A 26,592-nucleotide genomic window follows, 5' to 3' on the forward strand; every position below is an offset into this window, starting at 1 on the left:
GCCAGAAGGCATCCGCCAGCAGACCCCGCAACCGCCCGCCGCGGCTTCGACTTCTTTGGACGCCTTGTTCGACCAGCCGCAGCAAGGCGGCCAGAACCCAAGCCAAGACCAGGGCCAGGACGCGCCGGCGGCCAGCCAGAGTCTCGAAGAACTGTTCAAATAGGCCCCAAACGGGCGAGAGCGGTTGCCGCGCCGCGCCGGCTGTATTACACTACGCGATCACATCGGGGAGTACCCGCTGCATGCGAAAAGGTATTGCCATAACGCTCTCTTTCGTCGCGCTGTTTCTCATTGGAATCGTGGTCTCTTCGAAATTGCAGCAGAGGAACGGCGGAACGGGCGGAATCCGCGGCTCCGGCGGCGCTGCGGCCCCGCCGGCCGCGGCGGAGGGGTCCGGCCAGAAATACGCCGTGGTAATTGGTGTCAACCACTACAACGACACCGGCATCGGAAACCTCGAGTATGCCGTCGCGGACGCCGTGGCCGTGCATCAGGCACTGACCGGCGCGCCGTCCGGTTTCGAGGCCGCGCGCGCGGTGCTGCTCGCGGACAACCAGCCCGACGAGCGCAAGCCCACCCGCGCGAACATCCTCAGCTTTCTCAACACCTACGTGAACCTCGCGGGCGCTTCCGACACCGTGCTGGTGTATTTCGCGGGTCACGGCACGACGGAAGAGGACCATCTGTACCTCTTGCCCTCGGACGCCAAGACAAGCATGCTGCACGACACCGCAGTCCCCTTCGAACGGTTGCGTGAGGTCATCGAGCAGTCGCCCGCGCAGCGCAAGGTGCTGGTCCTGGACGCGTGCCACAGCGGCGCGGGCCGCGCGGTGAACAAGATGACGCAGGCCGTGGGCGCGCAGTTCGAGCAGGCTTCGCGAGGGATGGTGGTGCTGGCCTCGTGCGGGCCGGAGGAGGTTTCGCGCGAGATGGCCGACACGGGCCACGGCGCGTTCACGCATTTTCTGCTGGAAGGTCTGGGCGGCGCGGCGGACGCGAACGGCGACGGTCTCATCGGTGCTAAGGAACTGAGCAACTTCACGTGGGACCACACGCGGCTGTGGGCGGCGTCGAAGGGCTGGGAGCAGAACCCCTGGGAACACAGCCGGGTTTCGGGGGACATCATACTCGCGCGGCCGTATGTGGTGGGTCCCGGCGCTGGCGAGACGCGTCCGCCGGTGGTGGTGACGCCCCCGCCCCCGCCGCCTCCGCCGAAGGAGCCTGAGCCGGGCGAGGTGCGGGTGTTCGAGGGCGGCGAGTTTGCATGGATACCGCCGGGGACCTTCGAGATGGGCTCGAAGCTGAGCCCTGAGCGGGTCATCGCGACGTATGCTGGGGAGGAGTGGTGGGAGGAGTGGAAGCAGTATTTCGACCGCGAGCACCCGCGGCATACGGTGACGCTGACGCGGGGTTTCTGGCTGGCAACAAAGGAGGTGACGGTAGGGGAGTTTCGTGCTTTCGCGGACGCAGCGGGCTACCAGACCGACGCTGAGAAAGGCGGCTCGGGATTTACCCTCAATCTGGAGACCGGTTCGTGGGAGGAAACGAGGGGCGCATCGTGGCGGAATCCGGGCTGGACATTGGAAGACCGTCAGCCGGTGGTGCTGGTGAGCTGGAACGATGCGGTGGCGTATTGCGAATGGCTGAGCCGGAAGACGGGGGAGACATACCGGCTGCCCGCGGAGGCGCAGTGGGAGTATGCGTGCCGCGCGGGGACGGATACGGAGTTCTGGTGGGGCGATCGGATGGAGGACGGCCGTGGCTGCCTGAACGGCGAGGACGAGACGCAGCTGCCGAATGGTAACCAGAGGACCGACCTCTTCCCCTTTTCCGATGGGTACTGGAATGTATCTCCGGTGGGGAGTTTCAAGGCAAACCCCTGGAATCTCTATGACATGCACGGGAATGTGTGGGAATGGGGTGTGGACTGGCTTGGGGATTACCCATCCAGCTCCGTGACGGACCCCGCGGGCCCGGCATCGGGCGAGTACCGGGTGGTGCGTGGCGGCTCGTGGTACTACTTCCCTTGGTGCTGTCGGTCTCCAAATCGCGGCTTTGCCCCCCCGGAAAACCGAGGCTCGGACCACGGGTTTCGTTTACTGCGGACTCCGTAACCCTGTGCACTGTAACCCTGTGCTCTTCTGCTCTTTACCCTTATCGCGCGCGTGGCACGCGATAAATTTTTTTGCGACAAGTGGGGCTTGGCGTCTTGCGGTTCCAACCACGCGAAGGGCACGTCACGTCTACGATAACGTGGCACGAAAACCTGATTGGTGCACGCGAACACGCTCAACCATTCGCATGGGCAGGATGGCCATGCCACCCAGCACGATGATGGTATATACTCCCGCGCGAGGAGGATGGTCCCATGAAACGGGGGAAGATCGCATATTGCCTGTTGTGCATCGCGCTGGCATCCGCAAGCGCTATTGCGCAGGACCGGGGCGTCGCGGGCACCGCTTCCGTGCCCGGGTCCGACGCGGAGTGTCAGGGACACAAGTTCGGGCTCATCGTAGGCGTCAACAACTATCAGGACGGCGGAATCGGCACATTGAGCTACGCGGTGGCTGATGCGCGCGCTGTATTCGAGCAATTGACACGTCTCCCGGAGGGCTTTGAACCCGACCGGCTTGTATTGCTCTGCGATGACGCTGTCGGTGACCGCCAGCCAACCCGGAACCGCATCATCCACTACCTTAACGCGGTCACGAAGATGACGCAGCCGCAGGACACGATTCTCGTCTACTTCGGAGGACATGGCACGGCGCTGCCGGGCGCGGATGGGGGCCCATCGGCGTTGTATCTGCTTCCCTCGGACGCATCGCTCACGGATGTCGCCCAGACGGGCATCGCGTTCGCGTACGTGCAAGAACTGCTGGAGCATGCGCCCGCTCAACGCAAGGTCGTGGTCCTGGATGCGTGCCACAGCGGCGCGGGAAGAAGCATCAATCAGCTTTCCGCCGACACGGCGGCGCAATTCGAGCGGGCTTCGCGCGGCATGCTCGTGCTCGCTTCGTGCGGGCCTGACGAAGTGTCGCACGAGATGCCGGAAATGGGCCACGGCGCGTTCACGTATTTTCTGCTCGACGGCCTTGAGGGGCACGCGGACGGCAACGCGGACGGGGTACTTACGGCGTCGGAAGTGGCCGCACACGTGTGGGACAAGACGAGCACGTGGGCGCTCCAGAAGGGCTTTGTGCAGAATCCATGGCGCGGAGGGTTCCAAACGGGCGAGTTCGTACTGGCGCGGCTCGTGCCGGCCGCGAGCGGTCAGGAATCCGCGGATGCGCTGAGAAGAACTGCGGAAGAAGCGCGCCTGGCGGCGGAAAACGCCGAAGCCTCTCTGACTGACAACGTCCGGAAATACGCCAGCGAAGAAGTGGCCGCGGGCGATGCCGCGCTGGCTGCGGCGCGGTCCGCGGGTGAACAATACGCTGCCGCGTGTGAGCAGTACACGCTCGCGCGAGCCAAGTACGAAGACGCGATGCGGCTGACCCCGGAACGGATGCGCGCCGCCAACCCGCCCCAGGTAGAAATCCGCAACGTGCGGGTGGAAACCGCGAATCAGAATGGTCAGCAGGGATTGGAGATTCTTTCCGATGTAACGCTGACCGGACTTGAGGGCGAAAAGGTGGAGTTGGCGGCGTATTTCGAGGACCAATCGGGCCATGCGCTGGAAGACCGCGATGGCCAGTGCCGTTCCAGCCGTGGCCAGGTGTACTCAGGCAAGATGCTGGAAATTCGAGAGGACCCTGAACAGGAAACCGCCTTCGGACTGTTCTTACCTTACTCGCAGCTGGACCTTGTGCAGGCAGGCAAACATACCCTCGCCGTGCGCGTGCACGTCTGGCACGTGGTCCCGGGCAAATGGCAGGACCTGGGCTCCAGCGAAGCGATGCGCTTCGACGTGGATGTGCGGCCCGCGCAGGCTTCGGCACCGGCGCAAAGACCAAGAACATTGGTCTTTAACAGTCTCATCTTCCATCCCAACAGCTTCGCCATGGCTCCCGAAGGCAGAGTGGAGATTGACAAGCTAGTCACTTTGATGCGGGAAGACTCCAGAGTCACCGTAGTCGTCGAAGGCCATGCATCCCCGGACGAAGAAGACCCCGAGGGCATATCGCAGAAACGGGCGGAAGCCGTGCGGCAGTTCATCGTTCAGTCCGGTATCGACCCCGGCCGAGTAGTGGCCGTCGGCAAGGGCGTAAGGGAACCCGGGTTTGACCTGAGCACGCACGCGAATCGCGCATTGAACCAGCGTGTGGTATTCAACGTCACCGTGGCCCAGTGACAAGATGCCGCTTCGGCTTTCCCGCGTGCGCGCAGACGCCGCATGGTCTCCATGAGTGCCCGTCCATGTCTTGAACCCGTGCCAAGACCACGATGTATACTCGAGTGCGAGGAGGGCGGACACATGAAACCAGGCTATATGACCTGCCACTTGTGTTGTATTCTGCTGGCATGTACTTGCGCAGTCGGGCAGGACCGGGGCTCCGGAGGCACGAGCACGCCGACATCGGTTTCCGGCGGCTCGCGCGTGGCGCTCGTTATTGGAAATTCGGCGTATCAGGACGAACGTCTGCAGAATCCTGTGAATGACGCCGGGGATATGGCCGCGGTTCTTCGTGATTGCGGCTTCTCCGTGACGCTCATAACCGATGCTACCTACGAAGTCATGGACGGGGCTGTTGCGGACTTCGGGCACATGATTAGGGGGGCGGACACGGCGTTGTTCTACTTTGCGGGCCACGGTCTGCAGGTTGAGAGTGAGAACTTCCTGGTGCCAATCGATGCAACGCTGGAATCGCCCAACGAAGCGAAGCACCGTTGCCTGAGCATGGGGCTTGTCCTCGCCAAGATGGACTCGGCGGGCGCCAACATCAATATCGTGATTCTCGACGCCTGCCGCAACAACCCCTTCGCGCGCCGTTTCCGCAGCGCCCAACGGGGCCTTGCCAGCATGGAAGCGGCAAAAGGCACGGTTATTGTCTACGCGACCGCTCCAGGCGAAGTGGCTGCTGACGGCGACGGGCGCAATGGGGTATTCACGAAACACCTTCTGCAGAATCTGGCCACACCCGGTATCGAACTGCGCGACGTGCTCATGCAAACCCGGATAGACGTGGCTCGAGAAACCGGAGACAAACAAGTTCCCTGGGAGAACTCATCGCTCATGGGCCATTTCTATTTTCATGGCAAGGACAGTGGGAATCTCCAGGGGCCGGCCGCCAGCCCGCAACTGCACACAGGCCAATATACGGGCTCTTGGACCAAGACAAACGGAAGGATTTCGACATTCACGTTCTACCTGGTAGAGAACAATCCCGGACGCTATCGCGCCGTGGGCACAGTTGAGGGGTGGACATGCTGGGAGGTGTTCACGGGTCAGTTGCAGGGAGACGAACTGCTCATGAAGGGCGTGGACGTGACACGAAATACCCGTCCCAAGGACGCCTATGCGCTCGATACTCTCCGTCTGCGATTCGAGGGGGGCAACCGCGAGTTGCGCGGCAATTGGGAGGACAACGAAGCCGACTCGGGGCCCGTCATCCTGAGGTTTGTCTGTCCGCTGGATAAGGATAACGAGTTTGCGAACATTCTGAGAGGCGAATAGTAGGGCTTATGAGGTGCGTTTCATGGTAAACCTATCCTTGCGCAATACGGCTTGGCGTCTTCTTACAAACTGCACCCTTATCCTGGCCGCCAGCGTCTTGCTTCCCGGCCCCGCCTATGCCCAGCGCGGAGCGGGGGGCACGGCGAGCGTGCCTGTGCCGGCGGCGCAGAAGTGGGCGGTCATCATCGGGGCAGGCGGTTATGAGGACCAGGGTCTGACGCCGCTGCCGAATGCCGTGAATGACGCCAAGGGCGTCTATGCCGCGCTGACCGGCGCGCCGGACGGGTTCCCCGCGCGCAACACGGTGCTGATGGTGGATGACGCGGCGGAGCCGCTGCACCGGCCCACGCGCAGCAACATCCTGGCCATTCTCGGGCAGTGGGTGTCGCTCGCGGGGCCTGAGGACTCGCTGCTGGTGTATTTCGCCGGGCACGGACTCGAGCTGGGCGGCAAGCTCGCGCTGATGCCGCTGGACGGGCGCACGGCGGACGTCGAGAACACGTGCATCCCCTTCGCGATGTTCGAGTCGAAGCTGGAATCCTGCGCGGCGAAACGGTCGCTGGTCATCCTGGACGCGTGCCACTCGGGCGCGGGCCGCAGTGGTTCCGGCATGACGCCGGGCATGATGGCCGACATCGAAAAACACTCGGAGGGCCGCATCACGCTGGCCTCCTGCAAGCAGGACGAAGTCTCCCACGAATACGAAGCGGGCCATGGCGCGTTCACGTGGTTTCTGCTTCAGGGTTTGGGCGGCGGCGCGGACGCCAACGGCGACGGCGTCGTCTCAGCGCTGGAACTGAGCAATTACACCTTCGAGGAGACCCGCCGCTGGGCCGCGGGCAAGGCCCTGAAACAGACCCCGCGCCTCATTTCCGACATCTCCGGCGACATCGTGCTGGCAAAGGTCACTGTGGTGCGTCCGCCGGAGCCTGCGCGTCCTCCGGCAGTAACCCAACCCGCGCAGTCGCCGCAGGTGACGGTGACGACGGGCCAGCCGAAGCCCGGCGACGTGCAGACGGTGGACCTGGGAGGCGGCGTGACGCTGGAACTGGTCTGGATACCTCCGGGAACGTTTACGATGGGCAGCCCGGAGAGCGAGGCGGGGCGCGATAACGACGAGACGCAGCATCAAGTGACGCTCAGCAAGGGCTTCTGGCTGGGCAAGTACGAGGTGACGCAGGGTCAATGGGAGCGGGTGATGGGGAGCAACCCGAGCACTTTCGAGGGCGACCCGCGTTTGCCGGTGGAGACCGTATCCTGGGAGGACTGTCAGGAGTTCCTTGATAAGTTGAACGGCCGCGTGAGCGGGGGTGGTTTCCGTTTGCCGACGGAAGCGCAGTGGGAGTACGCGTGCCGCGCGGGGACGGCGACGCCTTTCCATTTCGGTCAGACGATTTCGACGGAGCAGGCGAACTACGACGGCAACTATACCTATGGTAATGGCCGGGAGGGTGTATATCGGGAGAGGACGGTGGTAGTGGGCAGTTTTCCGTCGAACGCTTGGGGTCTGCACGACATGCATGGAAACATATGGGAATGGTGCTCGGACTGGTATGACTCGGATTTCTATGCAAAGAGCCCCGCGCGCGATCCTGAGAATACTGCGAAAAGTGGGGCTCGCGTCTTGCGGGGCGGCTCCTGGTACAGCAATCCCTGGTACTGCCGTTCAGCGATCCGGGACAGGGTCAACCCGTCGAACCGGGACAGCACCTGGGGTTTCCGGGTGGTTCGCGTTCCCTCCGCGTAGTGGACACTTGGCGCTTGAGTCCTTGGGCCCTTGGGGTGGGGGGTCCAGGGTGGCTTCCCCCCTCTGTCGGCGGCGATTGTGGTTTTTGGAGGTTCTTCAACTCGTTCCCAAGAGTTGCACTTGGGAACGAGCCTGGGTGGTGTAACTTGGGAACGAGCCGTGGAGTTCCGGTTGCTGCGACCTCCGTAGTCCTTGTCTCTGTAGCCCTGTTGCCCTGTGCTCTTTTGCTCTTTACACTCCGATAGGGGTAGGGCGTCCCGCCCGTGCAGGTCAATGACAGAGGATTAGGAGCATGGTCCCCGCTTTCGCGGGGATGATGCCCATGCCACGGTGGCGCGGGTGTCCCGCCTGCCGCGGGTCCATGCCCACGATGAAGGCCCGTCTACTTGCGGTGGCTGGTCATAAGTTGCAGCAGGCGGGTCCACTCTTCCGGCGGCAGATGGCGCAAATTATCGGCCAGAGCCGCGACCGGGTCGGCTTCCGGCTCCGGAATGTCGCCCTGCGGACGGGTGCAAGGGTTGGTGCAAGAGAGTTTGTCATACCCTGTAAGTCCTTTAGTGTCAGCACTTAGAACCTCGGCCTCCTTGTTTCGGGACCAAGAGGTCGGAGGTTCAAATCCTCTCACCCCGACCACTTCTTTCCGGAATGTGCACGTTTCCCCTTCGCTCTCGCAGTAGGTATCCACTCGTTTCAAAGGGCTTTCCTTGAACTTGCTTCGTCTTCATTTTAGACCGGGACTTGCGGCTTGGTGAGATAGCCCATCCGGAATACGATTGAACCTTTCGATTCTCTCGCGTGTCCTTTATAGTGAACATCGCACAAGGAGCCTTGCCTTGCCCTCGTGGGAAGATCAAACCCGAAGTGCACTTCTCGTCCTCCGTTATCGAGGCGGCGACGATGGCGCGCTGACGGATCTGGTGGCCATCTGGGAGCGACGTTTGTACTATTACATACGCCGTCTGGTGGATTCAGAAGAGGATGCCTGGGACCTGCTGCAAGAAGTCTGGTGCCGGGTCATCCGCAACCTTGGCGGTATGCGCGATGACGCTGCGTTTCCGGCCTGGCTCTACACAGTCACCCGCAACACCGTGCGCAATCATCTACGCGATACAGACCATTTCAGCGAACTGCCCGACAGAGACAATGATCAGAACGACTCCAGCGCCCATGACGAACAGGTGCTTCCCGCGTTTGATGCGGAGGAACTTCACAGGGCGCTGGAACGCCTGAATGTGGCGCATCGTGAAGCATTGACACTGCACTTTCTCGAGGGTTTCTCGCTCGATGAGATTGCCGGCATCCTCGCAATCCCCCCCGGCACGGTGAAATCGCGGCTCCACTATGCGAAGAAAGCGCTCCGGCGCGCGCTTAGAAATGAGGACCAGTACTATGAGTAATCCCAGACTGCGCGAAGAACTGCTGGAACTGGAAACGGTTACGCCGGAGCTCGAAGCCAAATACCGGATGCAGATGAAAGCGATTCTTGAGCGGCCCCTTACGCCTGTCTCCCGCATCGGGACCATTATCGGGCTGGTCATGGGGATCGGTTTCTTCCTGTCTTTTTCCACCGTTACGGTCATTACTCTTTTGCTTGAACCGGATTTCCCCGCCATCGGAAGGCTCATTTTTGCGGCTGGCGCGCTCTTCGGGCTCGCGTTTGCTGTTCTCAGCGCTGTCATTCTGAAAAGGGGTTCCATCAACCTGCAGCTTTGGCGAAACATAACCCTCCGGCAACTTCGCACGATGCACCCGGCGGCATTCGGCCTGACGTGGGGTTTCTGCGTGCTCCTGACCGTAGGATGTATGATGATGGGCCATCAAATGGCCGATCCGGCTCGGGGAAACCAAATCATCCTCGGCGGGATCGTGGCCATGGTGCTCTTTGGCATTCCGGTGATGATCTTGAGCGTCGCGACCGAGTCGGAATTGCTCATGCGCGAGAAATTTCTACAACTCGAACTCCGCCTCGCCGAACTGCGCGCACTCTTGGCTGCCGAGAGGGACTCCGATGCGCGTCGCATCCGGGAAGACGAGGGGCATGAAGCATAGAGCGATGCCGCCCATCTTGGCCATAGCCCGGAGACTCTCCGAATCCAGAATTGAATGCCCGACCACTTCTTTTATAAGTTTTCCCAGGACATGCGTACGCCCGAACGGTTCTTCTTCCGAAGCTGTGGGGCCCGAGCCGTATACGCTAACGGCCTGCGTGCGGCGCGGCAAGACTGGTAACCGCCGCGCCGGAATCGCGAACGGCATTGCGCGCGGGCTCGCGGAACGCAGCGCCGGTCAAACAAGATTCGGTCAACTGCCCGAAACGTTCCAACGCTCCCGGGCCAGGCAACGCGCCAACCTTGGGACTGTCCTCGATGCTGTCCCGATGTCATGATACGCTGCGAGCGTGTTGCGGGTAGCGCGCCGGCGTTTCGCGCGTCGCGATGACCGGACCAACGGGTGTCCCTTGGGCGGAGCGGTCCCGTTGTGTCACGCGTCAGCAGACACCCGCTTGCGGAGAGCACATTGTGACTGAAAGGAAGCCTTGATGAATCGAGCTCATCAGCTTCGGCTCAGAGCCGCATGCCTTCTTGCTGTTCTTGGCATTTCAGTGGGGATAGCCGCTGAATCGCTGACCCCGGCGCCGGAAGGCACGTTCACCATCGCGGTGGTCCCCGACACGCAGCGCTACCTGGGACCGGGCACAGGCCGGGATGACGAGCTTGGCGAACCGCGCAACCCGGCCTTTGACTCGCGCGCGTCATGGCTCGCCGCAAACCTCGGCGCGCAACGAATCGTCTTCGTCAGTCACACGGGCGACATTGTCGACAGGAACGAATGGCGCCAGTGGCAAATCGCTCGCGCAAACATGGACCGGCTTCACGGGCGCGTGCCTTACGGCATATCCGTCGGCAACCACGATATGGTTCGGGACACGGGCGATTCGCGCCTGTTCCAGGAATACTTCGGTGCGGAACGTTACAGGGACCAACCCTGGTATGGGGGAACCTATGCAGGCCGGCCCGGCCATGCGCCGGAGGTTTCGGGAAACAACGCCAACAGTTACCAGGTGCTTTCCGCGGGCGGCCTCGACTTTGTCATTGTCCATTTGGAATGCAACGCGCCGGACGATGTGCTCGGCTGGGCGGATGAAGTGATCGAGGCCCATCGTGACCGAATGGCCATCGTCTCGACCCACATGTACCTGGGCGGCATAGAGAAAAAGGGAGCCGAACAGCCCCAGGGCAGAATGCAATGGAAGAAGGTGCACGGAGCCCGCGGCAATACGCCGCAACAATTATGGGAAAAATCGTTCAGTAAACACGCGAACCTGTTTCTCGTGCTGTGCGGCGACCAATCCGCCTCGATCAGCCACCGGCAGACCAGCCAGGGCGCGCATGGGAATCTGGTTCACGAACTCCTTGCCGATTACCCGCGGGATGCGGATGACTCGGACTGGCTGCGGCTGCTGCGATTCGACCCCGCAAAAGGACAGGTCGAGGTCTTTACCTACAGCCCGGCGCAAGACCGGCTCTGTGAGAGCGCCGGCCACAGGAAGGAACGGGGCGACCATCAGTTCACACTGGACATTTCCGGCGCCATAGCCGATCATCGTGCACATAGGGAGCCCGCAGCAGCAACAGCCTACTGAGTCCGCGCACACGCATACTTGCCAGAAGCATCGTCTTCACCCATGGTCGCCATTCACGGCCAGAACCCGGCCGGCGATCCTGGGGGAGTCTTTCATTTCTTCTGTCGAATGCGTAACCGTCACGCTTCCTCCTCCGGCGATGCGCGTCCGTCGTAGCCGTATTTCCCGGCGAGATTCCCATTTTCAGGGTTTCGCCCATGAACCCCAGTTTCTGACGGAGCGCAAGGCAGGCCTTTGGAGGTATGTGCGCGTCCGGCTTATTCACATTTTGTTACCCAGGTCGTATATCCTGGCGGAACGTATGGGGTGAGGGCCTGCGTGCTTTTGGGCGAAACAGGCAAACGATACATTGGCGTCGCGAATGGTCTTGTGTCTCGACTCCTGCGAATCGCACCGGCCAAACGAAAGGGGTCCGGCGTCGTGCATTGGATACAACCTTCCCAAGCAGACTACAATAACGCGGGTGGCTCGGGATTCTTGAAGTGAGGTTCAGCGCATGCGTTTTCCGCGGGAACTTTTGGCAGGCATTCTCGTTCTGTCGTGTTTGCCAACGGTCCTGGCGGAAGCGCCTCCTCTGCCGCCGGGGTTGGCCACTCCGGAAGCGGCGGAACCCGCCCTGCCGCCGGGGTTGGGGGATGCGCCGGCAGAGCCTGCGCTGCCGCCGGGGTTGGGCGGTGTTCCGACGGAACCGGCCTTGCCGCCCGGGCTTGAGGCCACTCCGGCTCAAACGCCGGCCGAAAGCGCGCGCCTGAAACCAGGAATAGAAGAGGCGGAAGGCGCGAGGCGATTTCCGCTGGAATTGCACGGATTCTGGGACGCCCGCGCAGGAATACGCACGCAGGACGACCCCGCGCAATCGAAATCGTCGTCTCTGGTGGAGTCGCGCCTGCAACTCAGCACGCAGAAGGAATGGGACCGCGCGATCTTCGAGTTCACAGGCGACCTGGTCGTGGATGGCCTCATGAGCGAGGTCTACGGCGATCTGCGCCAGGCGCGATTGACGTGGTCGGTCACGGACAGCATCGACTTGCGCGTGGGCCGCCAGGTGCTGACGTGGGGAACGGGGGACTTGCTGTTCATCAACGATCTGTTTCCAAAGGACTGGAACGCATTCTTCATCGGCCGCGACGTCGAATACCTGAAGGCGCCGTCCGACGCGCTGAAACTGGGCTGGTACAACGACGCGTTGAACGTCGAATTCGTGTATACGCCGCGGTTCGCGCCGGACCGGTTCATCACCGGTGACCGCATCAGTTTCTGGAACCCGCTCTTCGACCGGCACGACGGCTACTCGCGTGATGTGAATTTCAACGCGCCCAGTGCATGGTTCGAGGACGACGAATTCGCGCTGCGCCTCTACCGGCGCGCCGGCAACTTCGAGGTGGCGGCGTACGGCTACTGGGGCTATTGGAAAAGCCCCGGCGGCCAGCGGCTGATCCCTTTCCTGCAGGCGGCATTCCCGAAACTCGCCGCGTATGGCGCGAGCCTGCGCGGTCCCATCGGCAAGGGCATCTTCAACATCGAGGCGGGCTACTACGATTCGCGACAAGACGCGGGCGGCGGCGATCCTTTCATCAATAACAGCGAATTCCGCCTGCTCTTGGGGTATGAACGGGAGATCGGCAAGGATTTCACGGCATCGGTCCAATATTACCTCGAACACATGATGGACTACGCGGCGTACAGGAATGCGCGCATCCCGCTAATCGAGGCGCGCGACCGGGACCGGCACCTGTTCACCGTGCGGCTGACCAAGCTGCTCATGAACCAGAACCTGGTCCTCTCGTGGTTCGGCTACTACAGCCCAAGCGACGGAGACGCCTACCTGCGCCCGAACGCGCAGTACAAGGTCAACGACCACTGGACCGTCGAGGGCGGCGCGAATATCTTCCTCGGCGAATCCGACGCGTCATTCTTCGGTCAGTTCGAGCACAACAGCAATGTCTACGCGGCGGTCAGGTTTTCTTTCTAGACAGGCGAAGTCTGCTTTGGAGAGAGCGCGTGAGCCTGCTCCCGCTTCCCGTTGCGCGGCTTGCCGCGCGAGACCGGCCGTGGCGCAAGGCGCAAGCAATTTTCCGCAGTCCAGAGCCGCCGTCAGGTCCAGCCTTCGGCGCGGCCGGTTTCGTACATGGCAACAATGTTCTCTGGCGGGGTGATGGCCTGGATGTTGTGGCAGGGGCAGAGGATATAGCCGCCGCCCGCGCCGAGTATCCCGATGTTCTCGATGACTTCACGCTGCACGTCCTTGACCGAGCCGAAGGGGAGCGTCTGCTGGTTGTCCATCGCGCCATGGAAGAGAAGCCGGGCGCCGAAATCGCGTTTGAGCGCCGCGCGGTCCATGCCGGCGCAACGCCACTGGATGGGATTGAGAATCTGCGTGCCCGTGGCGATCAGGTCCGGGATGATCTCGCGCACGGCGCCGTCGCTATGAGTAAAAACAAATGACCCATGCTGGCGGGTGAGTTCCATCATGCGTTTCATGCCGGGCAGCAGGAATTCGCGGATATGCTCTTGGGAGAAGAGCAGCGACTCCTGCCCGCCGAGGTCTTCAGCAACGTAGGTGATCGAGACGGCGCCCGGCACGGCTTCGAAGATGCGCAGGGTGTCCTGATACGCGAGTTCGAAGAGGTTCTCAAGGCAGTAGTGGACGATGTCCGGATTGAGAATGAGGTCGAGATAAGCCTGTTCGTCGCCGCGCAGCATGGCGTAGCGCAGGAAGGGCTCGGAGCCGCCACCGCGAACAATGCGATGTTCCATACTCCGGATTTCGCGGGGCAGATGCGAATAGTCCCACCAATCGGGCGAGGGCCACGTATAATTCGCCTCGATTTCCTCGACGGAATTGAATTGCGCGAGCGGCGCGCTGATTCGTTCGTTGTAGACGCCCGCGCCGTATTCCACGGACTGGAACACGACGCCGAAGACGTCCCGGTTCCCGGCTATCGGCGGCCCGGCGTAGCGGCCGGCGATCGTGAGCGGCAGGTCGATATGCAGGCGCTCGCATGCAGCGTCGAAATCGCAGCCAAGATGGCGGCACAAGTTCTCGGTGGCTTCGGGCGTGGCCCAATAATCCATCGGAATCCGGTCCGGCTGCTTTCGTTGAAGCACGGCCAGCCAGCGCTCGCGCCCGGTCATCGTCTCCTTGGGCATGTTCAGGACTCCAGCGCGTCGCGGATCAGGCAGCCTTCGCCGGGACAGAACGCAGCGATGTTGGCCTCGGACGTGCCGGGCGGCACTTCGCAGCCGGGCATCAGCGCAAAACGGTCACCGCCCGCCGCGATATCGGCGCGGGCATGGGCGGCCACGTCTTCGGGCGTGCCCATTTTCAACACGGCGGCCGGATCAAAATGGCCGAACAGCGTAATCCCGGCGCCGAGCGCTTGCCGCGCCTGACGCAAGTCTACCATCCAGTCGATATCGACAATGTCGGCGCCGGAATCGTGGATCGCGGGCAGCAAATGCGCGATATTGCCGCAAATATGAAGGCGCACCTTCGCCCCGGCGGCGTGGATGCCCCCAAACAGCCTCTGGTGCCAAGGCAGGACATGCTCGCGAAACATATCCACGCTCACGAGGCTCGACGCGGCGTCGCCAACGCCGATCATGTCGGCGCCGGCCTCTATTTGCGCCCGCGACCACGCAATCGCGTTGTCCATGGTGATAGCGCACACGTCGTGAAAGAACCGGGGCTCGGTCAGCAGGTCGGTCATGGCTGCTTCGAGCGTGCGCAAAGTGCAATACTCGGCAAGAGGGCCTTCGACCCAGCCGAGTATCGAAATATCGCCGCCGCGTTCGGCGTTAAAACGCTCGATGCCGCGGACACGGTCCAACATGCGCGTGGTTTCCTCAATGGGCATCCGGCGCAGCTTGCGGATGTCGCCGTATTCCTGGAGGAGTGGCGCGCGGCAACGGCACACGCCATCATCGACAAAGCACACATCCGCGCCGTAATCCGCCGTTTCGCGGTGCGGGTCGCTCAGCGTGGTCGCCTGATCAATTTCGAACCGGTCCAGCACGCGGAGCATGCTGTCGGCGAAGGCGCGATAGTCCTGCTGATACCGGCCATAGGTGTATCCGGCGTATTCCGCGGCCCATGCCATGAAGATAGGCACGACGGGCACGCGGTCGACGGGTTTGCCCGCCATGCGGTTGTAAAGGCGTTCCCTGCTGTTCATGTCTGGTCCCCGATTACCCGTTGTCCCGATGCACGGTTTCCGGCGAAAAGGCCGGCACGCATACCGCGATGTATTCCGCCCCTTCCGGTCCCGGCGTGCTGTATTGGATACGCTCGCCCCTGCGCGCGATGATGGCTTCGCCCGCGCGCGCTTCGAAGACGCGGCCGCCTTCGTCCTGCACGACGAGCGCGCCGCGCAGGACGAGCGTGTACTCGTCGAATTCCGGCCGCTGCGCAGGTTCGACCCATCCGGATGGACTGACCATGTGCGCAATGCTTACGGCTTCCGTGCCGGTGTTCATGCGTCCTATGAATTCGCGGATGATCTTGGGCTTGCTTCCTGCCGCGGGGATAGATGTGGGTGCGGTTATGTGCACGGGCATAGGCTTGTCTTGCTTTCACTGCTTGCCTTGGCTACGGTGCATCACGATAAGAAAAGCCCTATAATGAATCAACTCGCGCGCGACGCGCCGCCGGGCCTGCCTGAAATCGTCATGTGCCGCCGGCCCGTCGCGCACAGAAAGGAAGGAGCTTGCAGGATGCAACACGAGGTAAGCAGACGTGATTTCCTCCGGACCACCGCGGCGGCTGCGGCGGTGAGCGGAATGGCGCACGAGGCGTGGGCGCAGGAGTCCGGATTGCGCTTGGGCGCGCAGAGCTATAGTTTTCGCCAATTCAGCTTCGAGGACAGCCTGAAACGGCTCAAGGAACTAGGGCTGAACGTGATGGAGTTCTGCTCGGTTCATTTTCCACCCGACGCGGAACACCCCAATTTCGGCAAGGTGAAGCAGGCGCTTCTGGACGCGGGTGTCGCCGTTCCCTGCTTTGGCGTGGAGGGCTTCGGAAAAGACAAGGCCGCGAACCGGAAGCGGTTCGAATTCGCCAAGGCACTCGGGATTGAAGTGCTGACGGCGGACGTCGAACGGGATGCCTTTGATGACGTGGAGGCGCTCTGTGAAGAGTTCAAGGTCAAAATCGCCATCCACAATCACGGGCCGGGCGCGCGCTATGACAAAGTGACTGATACGCTCACGGCGGTGGAAGGGCGCAGCCCGTTGCTCGGCGCGTGCGTGGACACCGGGCACTCGATTCGCTCGGGGGATAAGCCGCATGAAGTCATCCAGGCGCTGGGCAACCGCGTGATTTCGCTTCATCTCAAGGATTGGCTGCACGGTGGTGAGGAACAAATACTGGGCGAGGGCGAACTGGACTTGACCGCCGTGGCGAAGGCGCTCAAGGCGCTTGCGTTCAACGGGCCCGCGGTGTTCGAGTACGAGAATCATCCTGAGAATCCCGTGCCGGACATGGTCAAGGGCCTGGCCAACTGGCGCGCGGCGTGGCAGTCGGTCTAAGCGCCCAGGCGCGGGAAATGAAAGACGCAGCATGGGTGATCTGCTGGTGAAAGGGGACCATGTCGTCGGGCTGGACATCGGCGCGACGAAGATCATGGCGTCGGTGTTCAATCACAAGTTCGAGACGTTGGGGCAGAGCCGCAAGCGCAGCAGGAAGAACGGCCAGACGGCGGAAGCCCGCATACGGCAGATCATCCGGGAAGCTCTTGAAGAAGCGGGGAACCCGCCCATCCGGGGCATCGGTGTCGGGTCTCCAGGACCGCTGGACCCGAAGACGGGCGTTATCATTGACACGCCGAATCTGGGCTGGAAGGACTTCCCGCTGGGAGAAACGCTCTCGAAAGAGTTCGGCGTGCCGGTTGTCGTGGACAATGACGTCAACGTGGGCACCTATGGCGAATGGCGGTTCGGCGATATCAGCGATTGCGAAGACATCGTGGGCGTGTTTCCGGGTACGGGCATCGGCGGCGGGATCATCATTAATCGAAAGCTGCTGCACGGATATTCGGGCGCGGCGGGCGAAGTGGGCCATATGACCATCGAGGTCAACGGCCCGTATTGCGGCTGCGGCAAGCGCGGTTGCCTCGAGGCGGTTGCCTCGCGCATAGCGATTGCGAAAGAGATAGCGGCATTGGCCGTGCGCGAGGACGCGCCATACATAAAGGCGAACTGCGGCACCGATATCGAGAACATGCGCAGCAGCGCGATCGCGAAGGCCATAGAAAACGGCGAGAAGATGGTTGAAGGGGTGGTGCGCAAGGCCGCTTACTACGTGGGTATCGCCGTGGCGAACCTCATCAATATCCTGAGTCCGCAGGCCGTGGTGCTCGGCGGCGGCCTCGTCGAAGCGATGACGGACCTGTATCTGGAGGAGGTCAACCGCGGGGTCAAGGAGCATGCGATGCCGTTCCTGCGAAAGGGCGTCCGGATCGTCCCCGCGAAACTGGGCGACGACGCAGTCGTGCTCGGTGCGGCGCACCTGGTCGCGAAGCGGCTGCGCGCCCAGGCCAAAGCCTGAGCCGTCGCGCGCGGAAGCGGCACAGCGATGCTTTACAGGCCGGACTGGGACGAAGTCCGCGAGAACTTCAGCGCGTGGTGGCGCCGGGAACTGGATACGCCGCTCGTGCAGGTATGCTCCACGCGCGCGGGGATTGCGCCTGGCCCGTGGTGGGACGGATGGGCCTTCCTGAAACATCGCGATAACCCCGAGCGGGTTGTCCGCGACTTTGACGCGTTCTGCGGCAGAACCTGGTTCGGAGGCGAAGCCTTTCCCAATCTCTTCGTCAATCTCGGCCCGGGCGTGCTGGCCGCGTATCTGAGCGGTTACCTGCATTTCGACGCGGCCGCGGCCACGGCCTGGTTCGAGCAACCGCGTTCCTGGGAGGCCGTCGAGGCGCTGACCTTCGAGACAGACAACCCCTGGTGGCGGTACACGCGCCGGGTCACGGAACTTGGCTGCGCGGCGGGCCGCGACAGATTCCTGGTCAGCATGACCGATATCGGCGGCACGGCTGACGTTCTCGCGTCCCTGCGCGGAACGGGAGCGCTGCTCGAGGACATGCTGCTCGAGCCGGTCCGCGTGCATGCCGCCCTGGACCGCATCGACGCGGCGTGGGGGAGGGTTTATGACGAGGTCAGCGCCACCATCGCTCAAACGCAGCACGGCACCACCGCGTGGATGGGCCTGTGGTGTCCGGAGCGATGGTATCCGCTCCAGTGCGATTTTGCGGCCATGATTGCCCCCGACATGTTCCGCGAATTCGTCGTACCGTCGATTGAACGCCAGTGCCGCGCCTTGGACCATGCCATTTACCATTGGGATGGCCCCGGCCAGATTCCGCATTTGGATGCGTTGCTGGAGATACCAAAACTCGACGGCATCCAGTGGGTTCCCGGCGACGGCCATCCGCCCTGCGACGCACCGGAATGGTTCCCGCTCTACGAGAGGATTTTGAATGCCGACAAGTTGCTGGTCCTGCAGGTAATTGGCGACCCGCGTAACGTTCCGGCGATGATCCGCGCCCTGCCGAACACGGGCAGGCTTTTGTTGAGCCTCTGGCTGCCCGCCGAAGCGGAAGCACGCCAGTTTCTTCAGTCCGTCCGCCCGCGCGAGGGCTTTCCCTGAGACCCTTCTTCCTGACGCAGGAATCGCGCCTCGGCCCAATCCGCGTGGTCGGCGGCTATGCCGTCGCCTGCGTCTTCGACAAGGAGCGTGAGCGTGTCTACGCCCGCCACGGGTATGTGGATATCCGTGGGGGCGGTCGCGTTGGACATGACGGGGCTTCGGTAGCATTCGTGGCCGTCGGCCTGGACCACAAACACGACGGAACCCCCTGGAACTTCCTGGTCCTTTCCGATCGTAGCCGCGAAGAATACGCAACCTTCGGGAACGCTGAATACGATGCGCGAAGGCGCGTGCGTGCCGAGCCCCCGCAGGAAGGACCTGCCGCCCAAGCGCATGGTCTGCTCCATCACGCTCGCGTTCCGGCGGACTTCGCCCCAACCCGCGGCCGCCTCCGACCAGTCGAGCGCGTCGGCGTATACGCCGTCAATCCGCTCAATGGGCCGGGGCACGACACGTGCGGCCACATCGTCAACTGCGAGCGGCGTCAGCGGCACCAGCGTGCGTGACCAGCTTGCACAGTCGGGCTGATAGGTGGGGAATGCCGGGCCCTCGGTGGGGGCAAGGGAGGTGCCCGCCCGGGTATAACCACGGACATAGAGTCCGAACGAGGCGGGGGTACTCGGCGCAAGCATTTCCATGGAGATCTCGCTTGCACCTGCATGCAACGGCGCGAGGAACCATGTCCAATACTCTTCAGGCGGCGCCCCGGAGGCGGCAAACGCGCCCACCGATGAAACCATGGACGGTGTTACTCGCGCGCCGTCGACGGTCAGTCTGCAAAGACTACTGGCCAATTCCGCGGTACCCTCGGCGAGTACGCACAACTCAGCGTCTGTCGCATCATCAATCCTGACGTTGCCGCTCGCGGCGAAGCGCACGAGTTCCTCGGATTCGCCCACGGGCGTGGTCCACGACGGCCCGAATGCAGGGACATCGCTGCTGAAACGCACACGCTCGATGGTTGGGCCAGCGGCGGGACGCCAATCCACACGCGGCTGAGGACGCGCAAGGGAACCGGTTGTCTCGTCACTACTGGGCAAAACCTCCGCAAACACCGTCTCATAGGGCCCCAACCCGACGGTGAGGGGCATCTCCTTCGATTGCCGTGCAAGGAGTTCCCGGCGTGGGTAGAGCATTCGTAGTTCGCAGGCCGATTCCTCACATTCAGGCGGTTCCAGGGTCAAAGTCGTCTCCTCGATCCACGGGTTTCGCAGGCAATAGAGAGACCGTCGTGCCCCCAGAAAGGCATAGCCATAGGCCTCCCGTTTCGCCGGGTCCCCGCCTATCGGAAGCGGCTCCTGCAGGACTTCGCGATTATGGCGGGCCCATGCAATCAGGTCCGAAAAGAATCCCCATTCTTTCGTGTCCATGAATTGCGGGTTGATATAGCAGGAAACAAACCAGCGCCCGCGCCCGATGGACATAACGGCATGGTTCTGAAACGCGCCGGGGCACTGCACGATAATGTCGAAGCACTGCAGGGCGGAACTGGGCATGAGAAAGGCATCACGCCCTTCAAGATTCTTGATGTCGCGAGCCGTGGTCATGGACTCAATCCATTCCGGGCAGGGGCAGCGGCCCGGCGGGCTGTCGTCGCCGAAGGGTCCGATAATGAAGGGCGTGTGCATGAGCCACCACGGACTCGGCTGGTATCCGAAACAGGTGGGTTCGAGGGCAATGCCGGGGTCTCGCGCGCGCAAGGCGTCAAAAACCTGGATCAACCCTTCCGCAAGCGCGAAACGTGAGGCCTCTCCAGCAGGATGACCATGTGTTGACGCATCGCATTCCGGGACAAAGCCGTCGAACTTGACGTGCGCGAGCCCGGCTTCGGCCTGGTAGCGCAGCAAGGCGTCGCGGAACGCCTGCTGGTACTTCCCGCCGATGCCTGTGCAGGCGCTATAGCCCAGCGTGCGGTGCGGCATTACCTCATATCCGGCCGATTCCAGCCAGTGATTGTCGAGCGCGAAGGGATAAAGGCTGCTGGGCGAAATCCAGAGGCCGGGCCTCGCGTGGACCGCGGCCAAGGCCTCGCGGATCCGGTCAAAGCGCCGCGGAAAATGCTTGGCACTGATTTCCCAGGCGGAATGGGGATTGGACCAGCCCGCATCGAGCGCATACGAATCGAAAAAGAAACCCGTCGTATCGAAGAGGCCCTGCTTGAGCGCGGCGATATTCGACAATACGAACGATTCGGAGGACGGCACCGGCGCCGTCCACCAGTCGTTGTAGTGCACATGCAAATCGCGCGGCTTCACGCGCACGGTGTCGAGATAGCGCAGGAACGCGCGGCGCATGCCTTCTTCCGGGCCGGCGCGCAGGTCCTCTTGCGACGCGACCCCGACAATCACGTTCGCCAAGCCGGTAGACTCTGTCGTAACCTCCAAATCCGCGACCTGCGCAAGGTCCAGCGTATCGCCTTCGACCCGACAAGAGGCTACGGGATGTTCGATACCGGTGAAAAGAACCTGGCCAAAGACCGGACTGGACACATTTTGCGGCCCCATTAGCCTGAAGTCCTCATTCTCGACACGAATCTTGAGCAGTCTCAGCCGGTCAAGAATCAGGGGCCGTTCCAGGGCGCGGATTGCAGTCTCGATCCGCAAAGTGCGACCGTCTTCGCAGAACGAGTAGAAGCGATTGACCGCAAGCGACAGGGCTGGCATGACTCCAGTAAGGACGATGCGGTCGCTGTGCGTTGCGATCTCCGGGAATTGGCCATCCTCCGTGCCTTCCGGGGAACTTCCGCGGACCTTAAAGGCGCAACCCGGACCGGAAATCGTCCAGGCCTGTCCCGATGCCGTATCCTCCAATGCAGTCCACATCCAGCCCCGCGGCGTCTCCGAGAAGACCGCCCGGACGCCTCCGGGTCCAACCAGCGCGACCGGTTCAGGGGCCGTGATTGCGCAGACAGGCAGAGAACATAGCAGACAGAGTGCGGCGGACATGGCGGTGCCCCTCCATGGTTCGCCTCACGGTGCCAGAGGGAATAGCCGCACTTCAAGACTGTCCCCGCCAGGCCAGCGCGACACCGCACACAGCGCCGCGGAAAATGAGGGAAAAGTCAAAGATGTTCGGGCGAATCGGCATGCCGGCCGTCAGCGGCTGCTGACCGCAAACAGACCCGCAATGGCTGCGTCGCCGCTTGCCGCCGCAATTCCGGCGGGCGTAACGCCATTGGCATCCTTCATGTCGGGCATGGCGCCGTGGCGCAGGAGCAACTCGGCCATGGCGCGATGCCCGGCGCGGACGGCTTTGTGGAGGGGCGTTGCCCCGGCGCGGTCCTGCGTGTTGGTATGAGCACCGCTCTCGAGCATGACCATGGCAAGCGCTGTGTCGTCCTTTACGGCGGCCCAATGGAGGACCGTCGAGCCAAGCATCGTCGCCGCGTTGGGATTGGCGCCCTGTTCGAGAAGCAGCCGGAGGAGTGCTGATTGCCCCGCAATGGCGGCGCGGTGCAGCGCGGTAAGGCCGAGGGGCGTTCTTAGTTCGATATCCGCGCCCGCAAGCAGAAGCATCTTGACCGATCCGGCCTGACCGGCATACGCGGCTTTGTGAAGCGGCGATTGGCCGAAATAATTGCGGCAATTGAGGTCCGCGTGATATTGGATTAGCACCTCGATAATGGACCCAAAGCCTTTCTCGGCGGCGCGATGCAGCGGCGTTTCGCCGTATCGATTGCGGGCGTTGGCATCGGCGCCGTGGCGCAGCAGCACGCGCGCCGCGCGCCGCTGTTCAAACTCGGCGGCCTTGTGCAACGGCGTCGAACCTTCCGCGTTTCGCTGGTTCGGGTTTGCACCGTGTTCGAGCAAGAGCGTGACGGTCTCCGCGTCCCCGAAGTCGACAGCCAGATACAGCGGTGAGTTGCCGGACAGGTCCGTCTGATGCAGGTCGGCGCCATGGCGCAGCAGCGTGCGCACCACGTCGGCATGGCCGGCGTAGGCCGCGACATGAAGCGCGGTCTGTGCGCCAGCGTCAACGGCGCTGAGCTTCGCGCCCGCTTCGAGCAGCAAGCCAACCGCCTCGTCGCTGCCCGCGTAAGCTGCCTGGTGCAGCGGCGTGGCATTGAACGTGTTCCGGACATTGGGATTCGCTCCCGCATCGAGGAGCAACCGCACTACCGTCGCTTCCTTGAGACCCGCCGCGAGATGCAGCGGCGTCTGGCCGGACGTGTCCCGGGCCTCCCTATCGGCATCGCGCTGGAGCAGTTGTTCCGCGATTTCGGCGTTGCCGAGGAATGCCGCGAGGTGCAGCGGGGTCTTGCCGTCTTTCGCTTGGACGTTGACCTCCGCGCCCAGTCCCAGCAGGACGGGCACGAGTTGCACGTGACCGCCGACAATCGCCTCGAAGAGAGGCGTATGGCCGTTGGCGTCCGCCGTGTTTACCCCGGCGTGATGCAAACACAGGAGGGCGACCACCTCGGGGCGCCCGCTGAACGCCGCTTTGTGCAGCGGGGTCTGTTGATACTCATCCCGTGCCTGGACATCCGCCCCGCGTTCGAGTAACACGCGCACGACATCGGGTTGACCGCTATAGGCCGCTTTGTGGAGCGGTGTTTCGCCGTATGCGTCGCGGCATTCAATATCGGCCCCGTCGCGCAGGATGGTCTCCACCTGGAGAACATTCCCGCAGCACGCGGCGTTGTGCAGAGGGCTGCCAGAAGACGCGGCCGGGGGAGCGTCCTGAGCGGCGGCAAGGCCGGATATCAGCCCAAACACCATGGCCGCCACCCGGGCAGAAGCGCTTTTGACCTGACTAAGAACGCCCACGATACTGCGACCTCCCGCGCTGCCGGTAAGTGTACCTGAAAGCTCACTGACATGGAAATGGTATGGGCGGGAGCGGGGGAAGGTTATGGAACGATCTTGCCCGCGCGCAATTGCAGGGTGCGGTTCGCGTACGGGGCGGCATCTGTCCCGTGCGTGACAACGATCACGGTTCCACCCGTGCTTTTGTGAAAGGCAGCCAAATGGCCAAACACGGCCGCCGCGTTTTCCGGGTCGAGGTTGCCGGTGGGCTCGTCGGCAAGCACGAGGGACGGGCGGTTGACAAGAGCGCGGGCTATGGCGGCGCGCTGTTTCTCGCCCGCGCTCAGTTCGCCGGAACGATGGTACGCCCGTTGTGCAAGACCGAACTGGTCGAGCAACACGCGCGCCTCTTCGCGCGCTGCCCGCCCCGCACCGGGCAAGACCACGTTTTCGAGTACGCTCAGGTAGGGAATCAGATGAAACATCTGGAACACGAAACCGATGCGCGCCGCGCGAAACCGGTTGCGCTGCCGGTGCGGCATCGCATAGAGGTCGGCGTCCTCAAAGAGCACGCATCCTTCGCTGGGACGCAGCATGCCGCCGAGCAACAGGAGCAGCGTGCTCTTGCCACAGCCGCTGGGGCCGCGCACGACCACGAATTCGCCGCGCGACACCTCCAGGGACGCGTGGTCCAAAGCGTTCACCGGGCCGCGTGACGTGCGATAAGTCTTCGTGACATTCTCCACGCATATCATGTTCATACATCCCGTAGAATCCGCGCCGGATCCTGCATTACAGCCATTGCAGCCGGCGCGAGCGTGCATGCCGCGGCAAAGACGGGCGCCGCCGCGACAACGTTGAGGAGCAGCCCGTACATGGGCTCGATGGCGTCCGCCGTGACCTGGAACATGCCGGGGCCGATGCGCAGGGACAGCAGCGTGCCCCCCGCAAAACCCAGGATGGCCCCGAGCACCCCGAGCACGATTGCCCTGCCCAGGAACAGTGCGGCAATGCGCCCGGAATTGTAGCCCACTGCCCGAAGCACCCCGATTTCGGCGCGCCGTTCCCGCACGTTCAAGAGCGCAAGCACCGCGACCCACAGGCCGCACCCTGCAACCGCGAAATTGAGGGTGAAAGCAAGGTGCGATTGCGTCACGAAACGCTGCCGCTGACGCGCTTGGGCGATGTCGCGCATCTTGATAACCTTCGCCTCAGGCATGATATCTTCAAGCTGTTTCCGCAGCGCGTCGAGGGTGTCGATATTCGGGTTCAGGCACAGGCACTCCAACGCCTGAATCTCGTTGATGCGGCCCTGCTTGCCCAGGATGCGCTGCACGTCCGCCAGATTCCCGTACAACGTTACGTCTTCTTCCGTCCCCGATTCGAGCAGGCAGCGGTCCACGGCGAAGGGCTGTCCGCCGACCTCGACGGTTCCACCCTCGCGCAAGCCCAGCCGGCGCGCGACATGATACCCGGCGACCACATGCCCCGCCGGCACGTCGTAGGCCTGCGACATGGGCCGCTCCTTGGCGCCTGCCGGGTGCACTTCGGTCGTCACGCCGGTCAGCAGCACGTCCGTGTCTCCGACGCGGATGCGCTGCTTCAATGTCGCGCGCAAGTGGCGATACGAGATGCCCTGTTTACCCGCGAAACGCTGCACGTATTCGCTGGGAATCGTCTCGACCGCGTAACCGCGCTCGTAGAAAGCGGTTTCGTCCGTGTCGCGCGGGATAATCCGCAGGTTGTAGCCGAGGTCGCGCATGAGGATGACCGTCTCGCGTTCCGCCGCCGCGCCAGTCATCGCAAATCCGACATAGAGCGCGACCGCCGCCGCAACGGCCAGGATCGCCAGCAGTGCGTTCCATTTTCGATGCCACATTTCCCTCAGTATCAGGAGAAAGACATTCATGGCGCGTTCCATCTTGACCGGACCACCAGGCCGAGCACAATGAGCAGATTCACAAGCACTACCGTGCCCGCGACCCATACAAAGAAGGGAAGTCCCTGGCCGGGCTGCGGTCGCGTGACGGTTTCTGTCTGCCCCTCCAGGTACTGCCCCGTCTCCTGAACGGGCAGGGCGGGGGGGAGGGTCGGGTCTTCTTCTGCGTGCTCCAGCGCGGTCGTGGACTCAGCCGCAGCCGCTGGCAGTTCTGTGCCATCCGGCTCTTCCGTGGCGGCGGTGGAAAACTCGCGATACCCAAAGAACGGGTCATCAAAGCGCAGTCCCGTTCCCTCCGCTGGCCCTTGGGCCAGAATCTGGTTGATTTCCATCCGGACGAGCGGACTGTCCGGGTCAAACCCCAGATGACGCGCGAGGCGTTCCCGCACGGGTCTGTCCCATCGCAAAGGTGTCATGGTCCCCTGCATCCACGTGCGGTCCAATCCGCATTCGCAAGACGCGCCAATGAACCCCATGATCCGCGTCAATTCCCCCGTGATAATGCGGTCGCCAAGCAGCGTCGGGCCCAGGCGTCTGCCGCGCCCAAACAGGACCGCAACGCCCGGTTCCGTCTGTGACCCCGGTTCCAGCCCCAGGCTCCATAGAAGCCAGTCCTCTTGCGGTTGCGCGTCTCGTGCGAGTTCCGCAAGCACGGGCGGCACGTCCGTGGGCTTTTCCACGCCGCGCATGTTTCGGGTCATGGCGTCGACGGAAGCAGCGGCCGCGGCGCGGGCCTTCGCGTTCGCCTCCTCGTCTGCTCCTTCCAGAAACAGCACCACGCAGTATGCCTCGACAATTGTCTCGAGGACTTGCCGCCGCACGGGAGAATCCACGAGCGCCTCGATAGCGCTTTCTATGTCGCCGTCCGGCCCCGCAAGCGGCACTTCGCGCGCCCGTTCGTCCGGCGAGAGCAGCACTGCACTGGGCAGCGGTGCGTCTGACACCCCTTCGCGAAATGCCAAGGCCGGGTGCTCCTTGACGGTTGCCACGTCCACGAATTCCGTTTCAATGCACGACTCGCGCAACCGGAGCCCGGTAGCGTGCCGCAGCGCATTCATCGTGTCGTCGGAAACGGTGTCATCATGGTAGATGTAGAGGTGATAAGTGCCCCGGTCCAGGTCCACAAACCCCACTTCGCGGACGGAATAACGGCACGCCGCGGCATCCCGCGATACCGCGGTAATGAGTATTGCGGCAGTCAGGAAGAGAGCGGCCTGAGCCCGAAGCGGCACGGCCCGCTTGACCTCGGCGCC

At 62.8% G+C, this 26,592-nt stretch carries 20 protein-coding genes; 11 read left to right on the plus strand and 9 right to left on the minus strand.

The window, feature by feature from the left end; translation table 11 throughout:
* The first annotated feature begins 242 nt into the window (after nt 1-242).
* The 4 genes from KA184_13895 to KA184_13910 all read left to right on the plus strand — a co-directional run bounded on the left by KA184_13895 (nt 243) and on the right by KA184_13910 (nt 7,361).
* The gene (locus KA184_13895) at nt 243-2,114 is read left to right on the plus strand and encodes an SUMF1/EgtB/PvdO family nonheme iron enzyme (GenBank protein ID MBP8130667.1); all 1,872 of its coding nucleotides are present in this window, start codon (nt 243-245) and stop codon (nt 2,112-2,114) included.
* Between the two features lie 254 nt (nt 2,115-2,368).
* Nucleotides 2,369-4,291, plus strand: coding sequence for a caspase family protein (locus KA184_13900; GenBank protein ID MBP8130668.1), 1,923 nt, complete (start codon nt 2,369-2,371; stop codon nt 4,289-4,291).
* A gap of 123 nt (nt 4,292-4,414) precedes the next feature.
* Entirely contained in the window at nt 4,415-5,614 is a 1,200-nt protein-coding gene (locus KA184_13905; protein ID MBP8130669.1) for a caspase family protein, read from the plus strand.
* Between the two features lie 22 nt (nt 5,615-5,636).
* Nucleotides 5,637-7,361, plus strand: a complete 1,725-nt coding sequence (locus KA184_13910) for an SUMF1/EgtB/PvdO family nonheme iron enzyme (GenBank protein MBP8130670.1) — start codon at nt 5,637-5,639, stop codon at nt 7,359-7,361.
* Between the two features lie 382 nt (nt 7,362-7,743).
* Here the strand turns inward: KA184_13910 and KA184_13915 are convergent, their stop codons facing one another.
* Nucleotides 7,744-8,055: a hypothetical protein gene (locus tag KA184_13915; protein MBP8130671.1), complete on the minus strand. Its 312-nt coding sequence runs from the start codon at nt 8,053-8,055 to the stop codon at nt 7,744-7,746.
* Between the two features lie 139 nt (nt 8,056-8,194).
* On the opposite strand from KA184_13915, the gene KA184_13920 reads away from it, so the two are divergent.
* The 4 genes from KA184_13920 (at nt 8,195) to KA184_13935 (ending at nt 12,976) form a co-directional block, all read left to right on the plus strand.
* Complete coding sequence (locus KA184_13920) at nt 8,195-8,758, plus strand: sigma-70 family RNA polymerase sigma factor (GenBank protein ID MBP8130672.1); 564 nt, start codon at nt 8,195-8,197, stop codon at nt 8,756-8,758.
* On the plus strand, nt 8,751-9,410 hold the full coding sequence (locus KA184_13925) for a hypothetical protein (protein MBP8130673.1): 660 nt from the start codon (nt 8,751-8,753) through the stop codon (nt 9,408-9,410). Before KA184_13920 ends, KA184_13925 begins: the two co-directional genes overlap by 8 nt.
* Nucleotides 9,411-9,900: 490 nt before the next feature.
* Nucleotides 9,901-11,004 (plus strand): metallophosphoesterase, encoded by a 1,104-nt coding sequence (locus KA184_13930; GenBank protein ID MBP8130674.1) that lies wholly within the window; start codon nt 9,901-9,903, stop codon nt 11,002-11,004.
* 748 nt (nt 11,005-11,752) lie between these two features.
* Nucleotides 11,753-12,976, plus strand: a complete 1,224-nt coding sequence (locus KA184_13935; GenBank protein ID MBP8130675.1) for a hypothetical protein — start codon at nt 11,753-11,755, stop codon at nt 12,974-12,976.
* A 122-nt stretch (nt 12,977-13,098) separates the two neighbouring features.
* Here the strand turns inward: KA184_13935 and KA184_13940 are convergent, their stop codons facing one another.
* From KA184_13940 to KA184_13950, 3 genes are read right to left on the minus strand one after another with little or no spacing between them, the layout of a single operon-like run.
* Entirely contained in the window at nt 13,099-14,154 is a 1,056-nt protein-coding gene (locus KA184_13940) for a uroporphyrinogen-III decarboxylase-like protein (GenBank protein ID MBP8130676.1), read from the minus strand.
* A gap of 2 nt (nt 14,155-14,156) precedes the next feature.
* Entirely contained in the window at nt 14,157-15,179 is a 1,023-nt protein-coding gene (locus tag KA184_13945) for a uroporphyrinogen decarboxylase family protein (GenBank protein ID MBP8130677.1), read from the minus strand.
* 13 nt (nt 15,180-15,192) lie between these two features.
* Nucleotides 15,193-15,561, minus strand: coding sequence for a cupin domain-containing protein (locus tag KA184_13950; protein ID MBP8130678.1), 369 nt, complete (start codon nt 15,559-15,561; stop codon nt 15,193-15,195).
* Nucleotides 15,562-15,624: 63 nt separating this feature from the next.
* On the opposite strand from KA184_13950, the gene KA184_13955 reads away from it, so the two are divergent.
* From KA184_13955 to KA184_13965, 3 genes are read left to right on the plus strand one after another with little or no spacing between them, the layout of a single operon-like run.
* Complete coding sequence (locus KA184_13955; GenBank protein MBP8130679.1) at nt 15,625-16,530, plus strand: sugar phosphate isomerase/epimerase; 906 nt, start codon at nt 15,625-15,627, stop codon at nt 16,528-16,530.
* A 31-nt stretch (nt 16,531-16,561) separates the two neighbouring features.
* Nucleotides 16,562-17,548, plus strand: a complete 987-nt coding sequence (locus tag KA184_13960; GenBank protein MBP8130680.1) for an ROK family protein — start codon at nt 16,562-16,564, stop codon at nt 17,546-17,548.
* Nucleotides 17,549-17,575: 27 nt separating this feature from the next.
* Nucleotides 17,576-18,655 carry a hypothetical protein gene (locus KA184_13965; protein MBP8130681.1) on the plus strand — a complete coding sequence of 360 codons (1,080 nt, stop codon included), beginning with the start codon at nt 17,576-17,578 and terminating at the stop codon, nt 18,653-18,655.
* Here KA184_13965 and KA184_13970 read toward each other — a convergent pair.
* From KA184_13970 to KA184_13990, 5 genes are all read right to left on the minus strand, one after another.
* Nucleotides 18,622-21,600 (minus strand): NPCBM/NEW2 domain-containing protein, encoded by a 2,979-nt coding sequence (locus tag KA184_13970; protein ID MBP8130682.1) that lies wholly within the window; start codon nt 21,598-21,600, stop codon nt 18,622-18,624. The genes KA184_13965 and KA184_13970 overlap by 34 nt on opposite strands.
* Nucleotides 21,601-21,750: 150 nt before the next feature.
* A complete protein-coding gene (locus KA184_13975; GenBank protein ID MBP8130683.1) occupies nt 21,751-23,265 on the minus strand; it encodes an ankyrin repeat domain-containing protein in 1,515 nt (504 codons plus the stop codon).
* A 239-nt stretch (nt 23,266-23,504) separates the two neighbouring features.
* Complete coding sequence (locus KA184_13980; GenBank protein MBP8130684.1) at nt 23,505-24,155, minus strand: ABC transporter ATP-binding protein; 651 nt, start codon at nt 24,153-24,155, stop codon at nt 23,505-23,507.
* Nucleotides 24,156-24,157: 2 nt separating this feature from the next.
* Complete coding sequence (locus KA184_13985) at nt 24,158-25,309, minus strand: FtsX-like permease family protein (GenBank protein ID MBP8130685.1); 1,152 nt, start codon at nt 25,307-25,309, stop codon at nt 24,158-24,160.
* Nucleotides 25,306-26,592, minus strand: a 1,287-nt coding sequence (locus tag KA184_13990; GenBank protein ID MBP8130686.1) for a hypothetical protein, incomplete at its 5' end; no start/stop codon positions are given. The genes KA184_13990 and KA184_13985, both read right to left, overlap by 4 nt.

Source organism: Candidatus Hydrogenedentota bacterium (assembly GCA_018005585.1).
Classification (GTDB): Bacteria; Hydrogenedentota; Hydrogenedentia; order Hydrogenedentales; family JAGMZX01; genus JAGMZX01.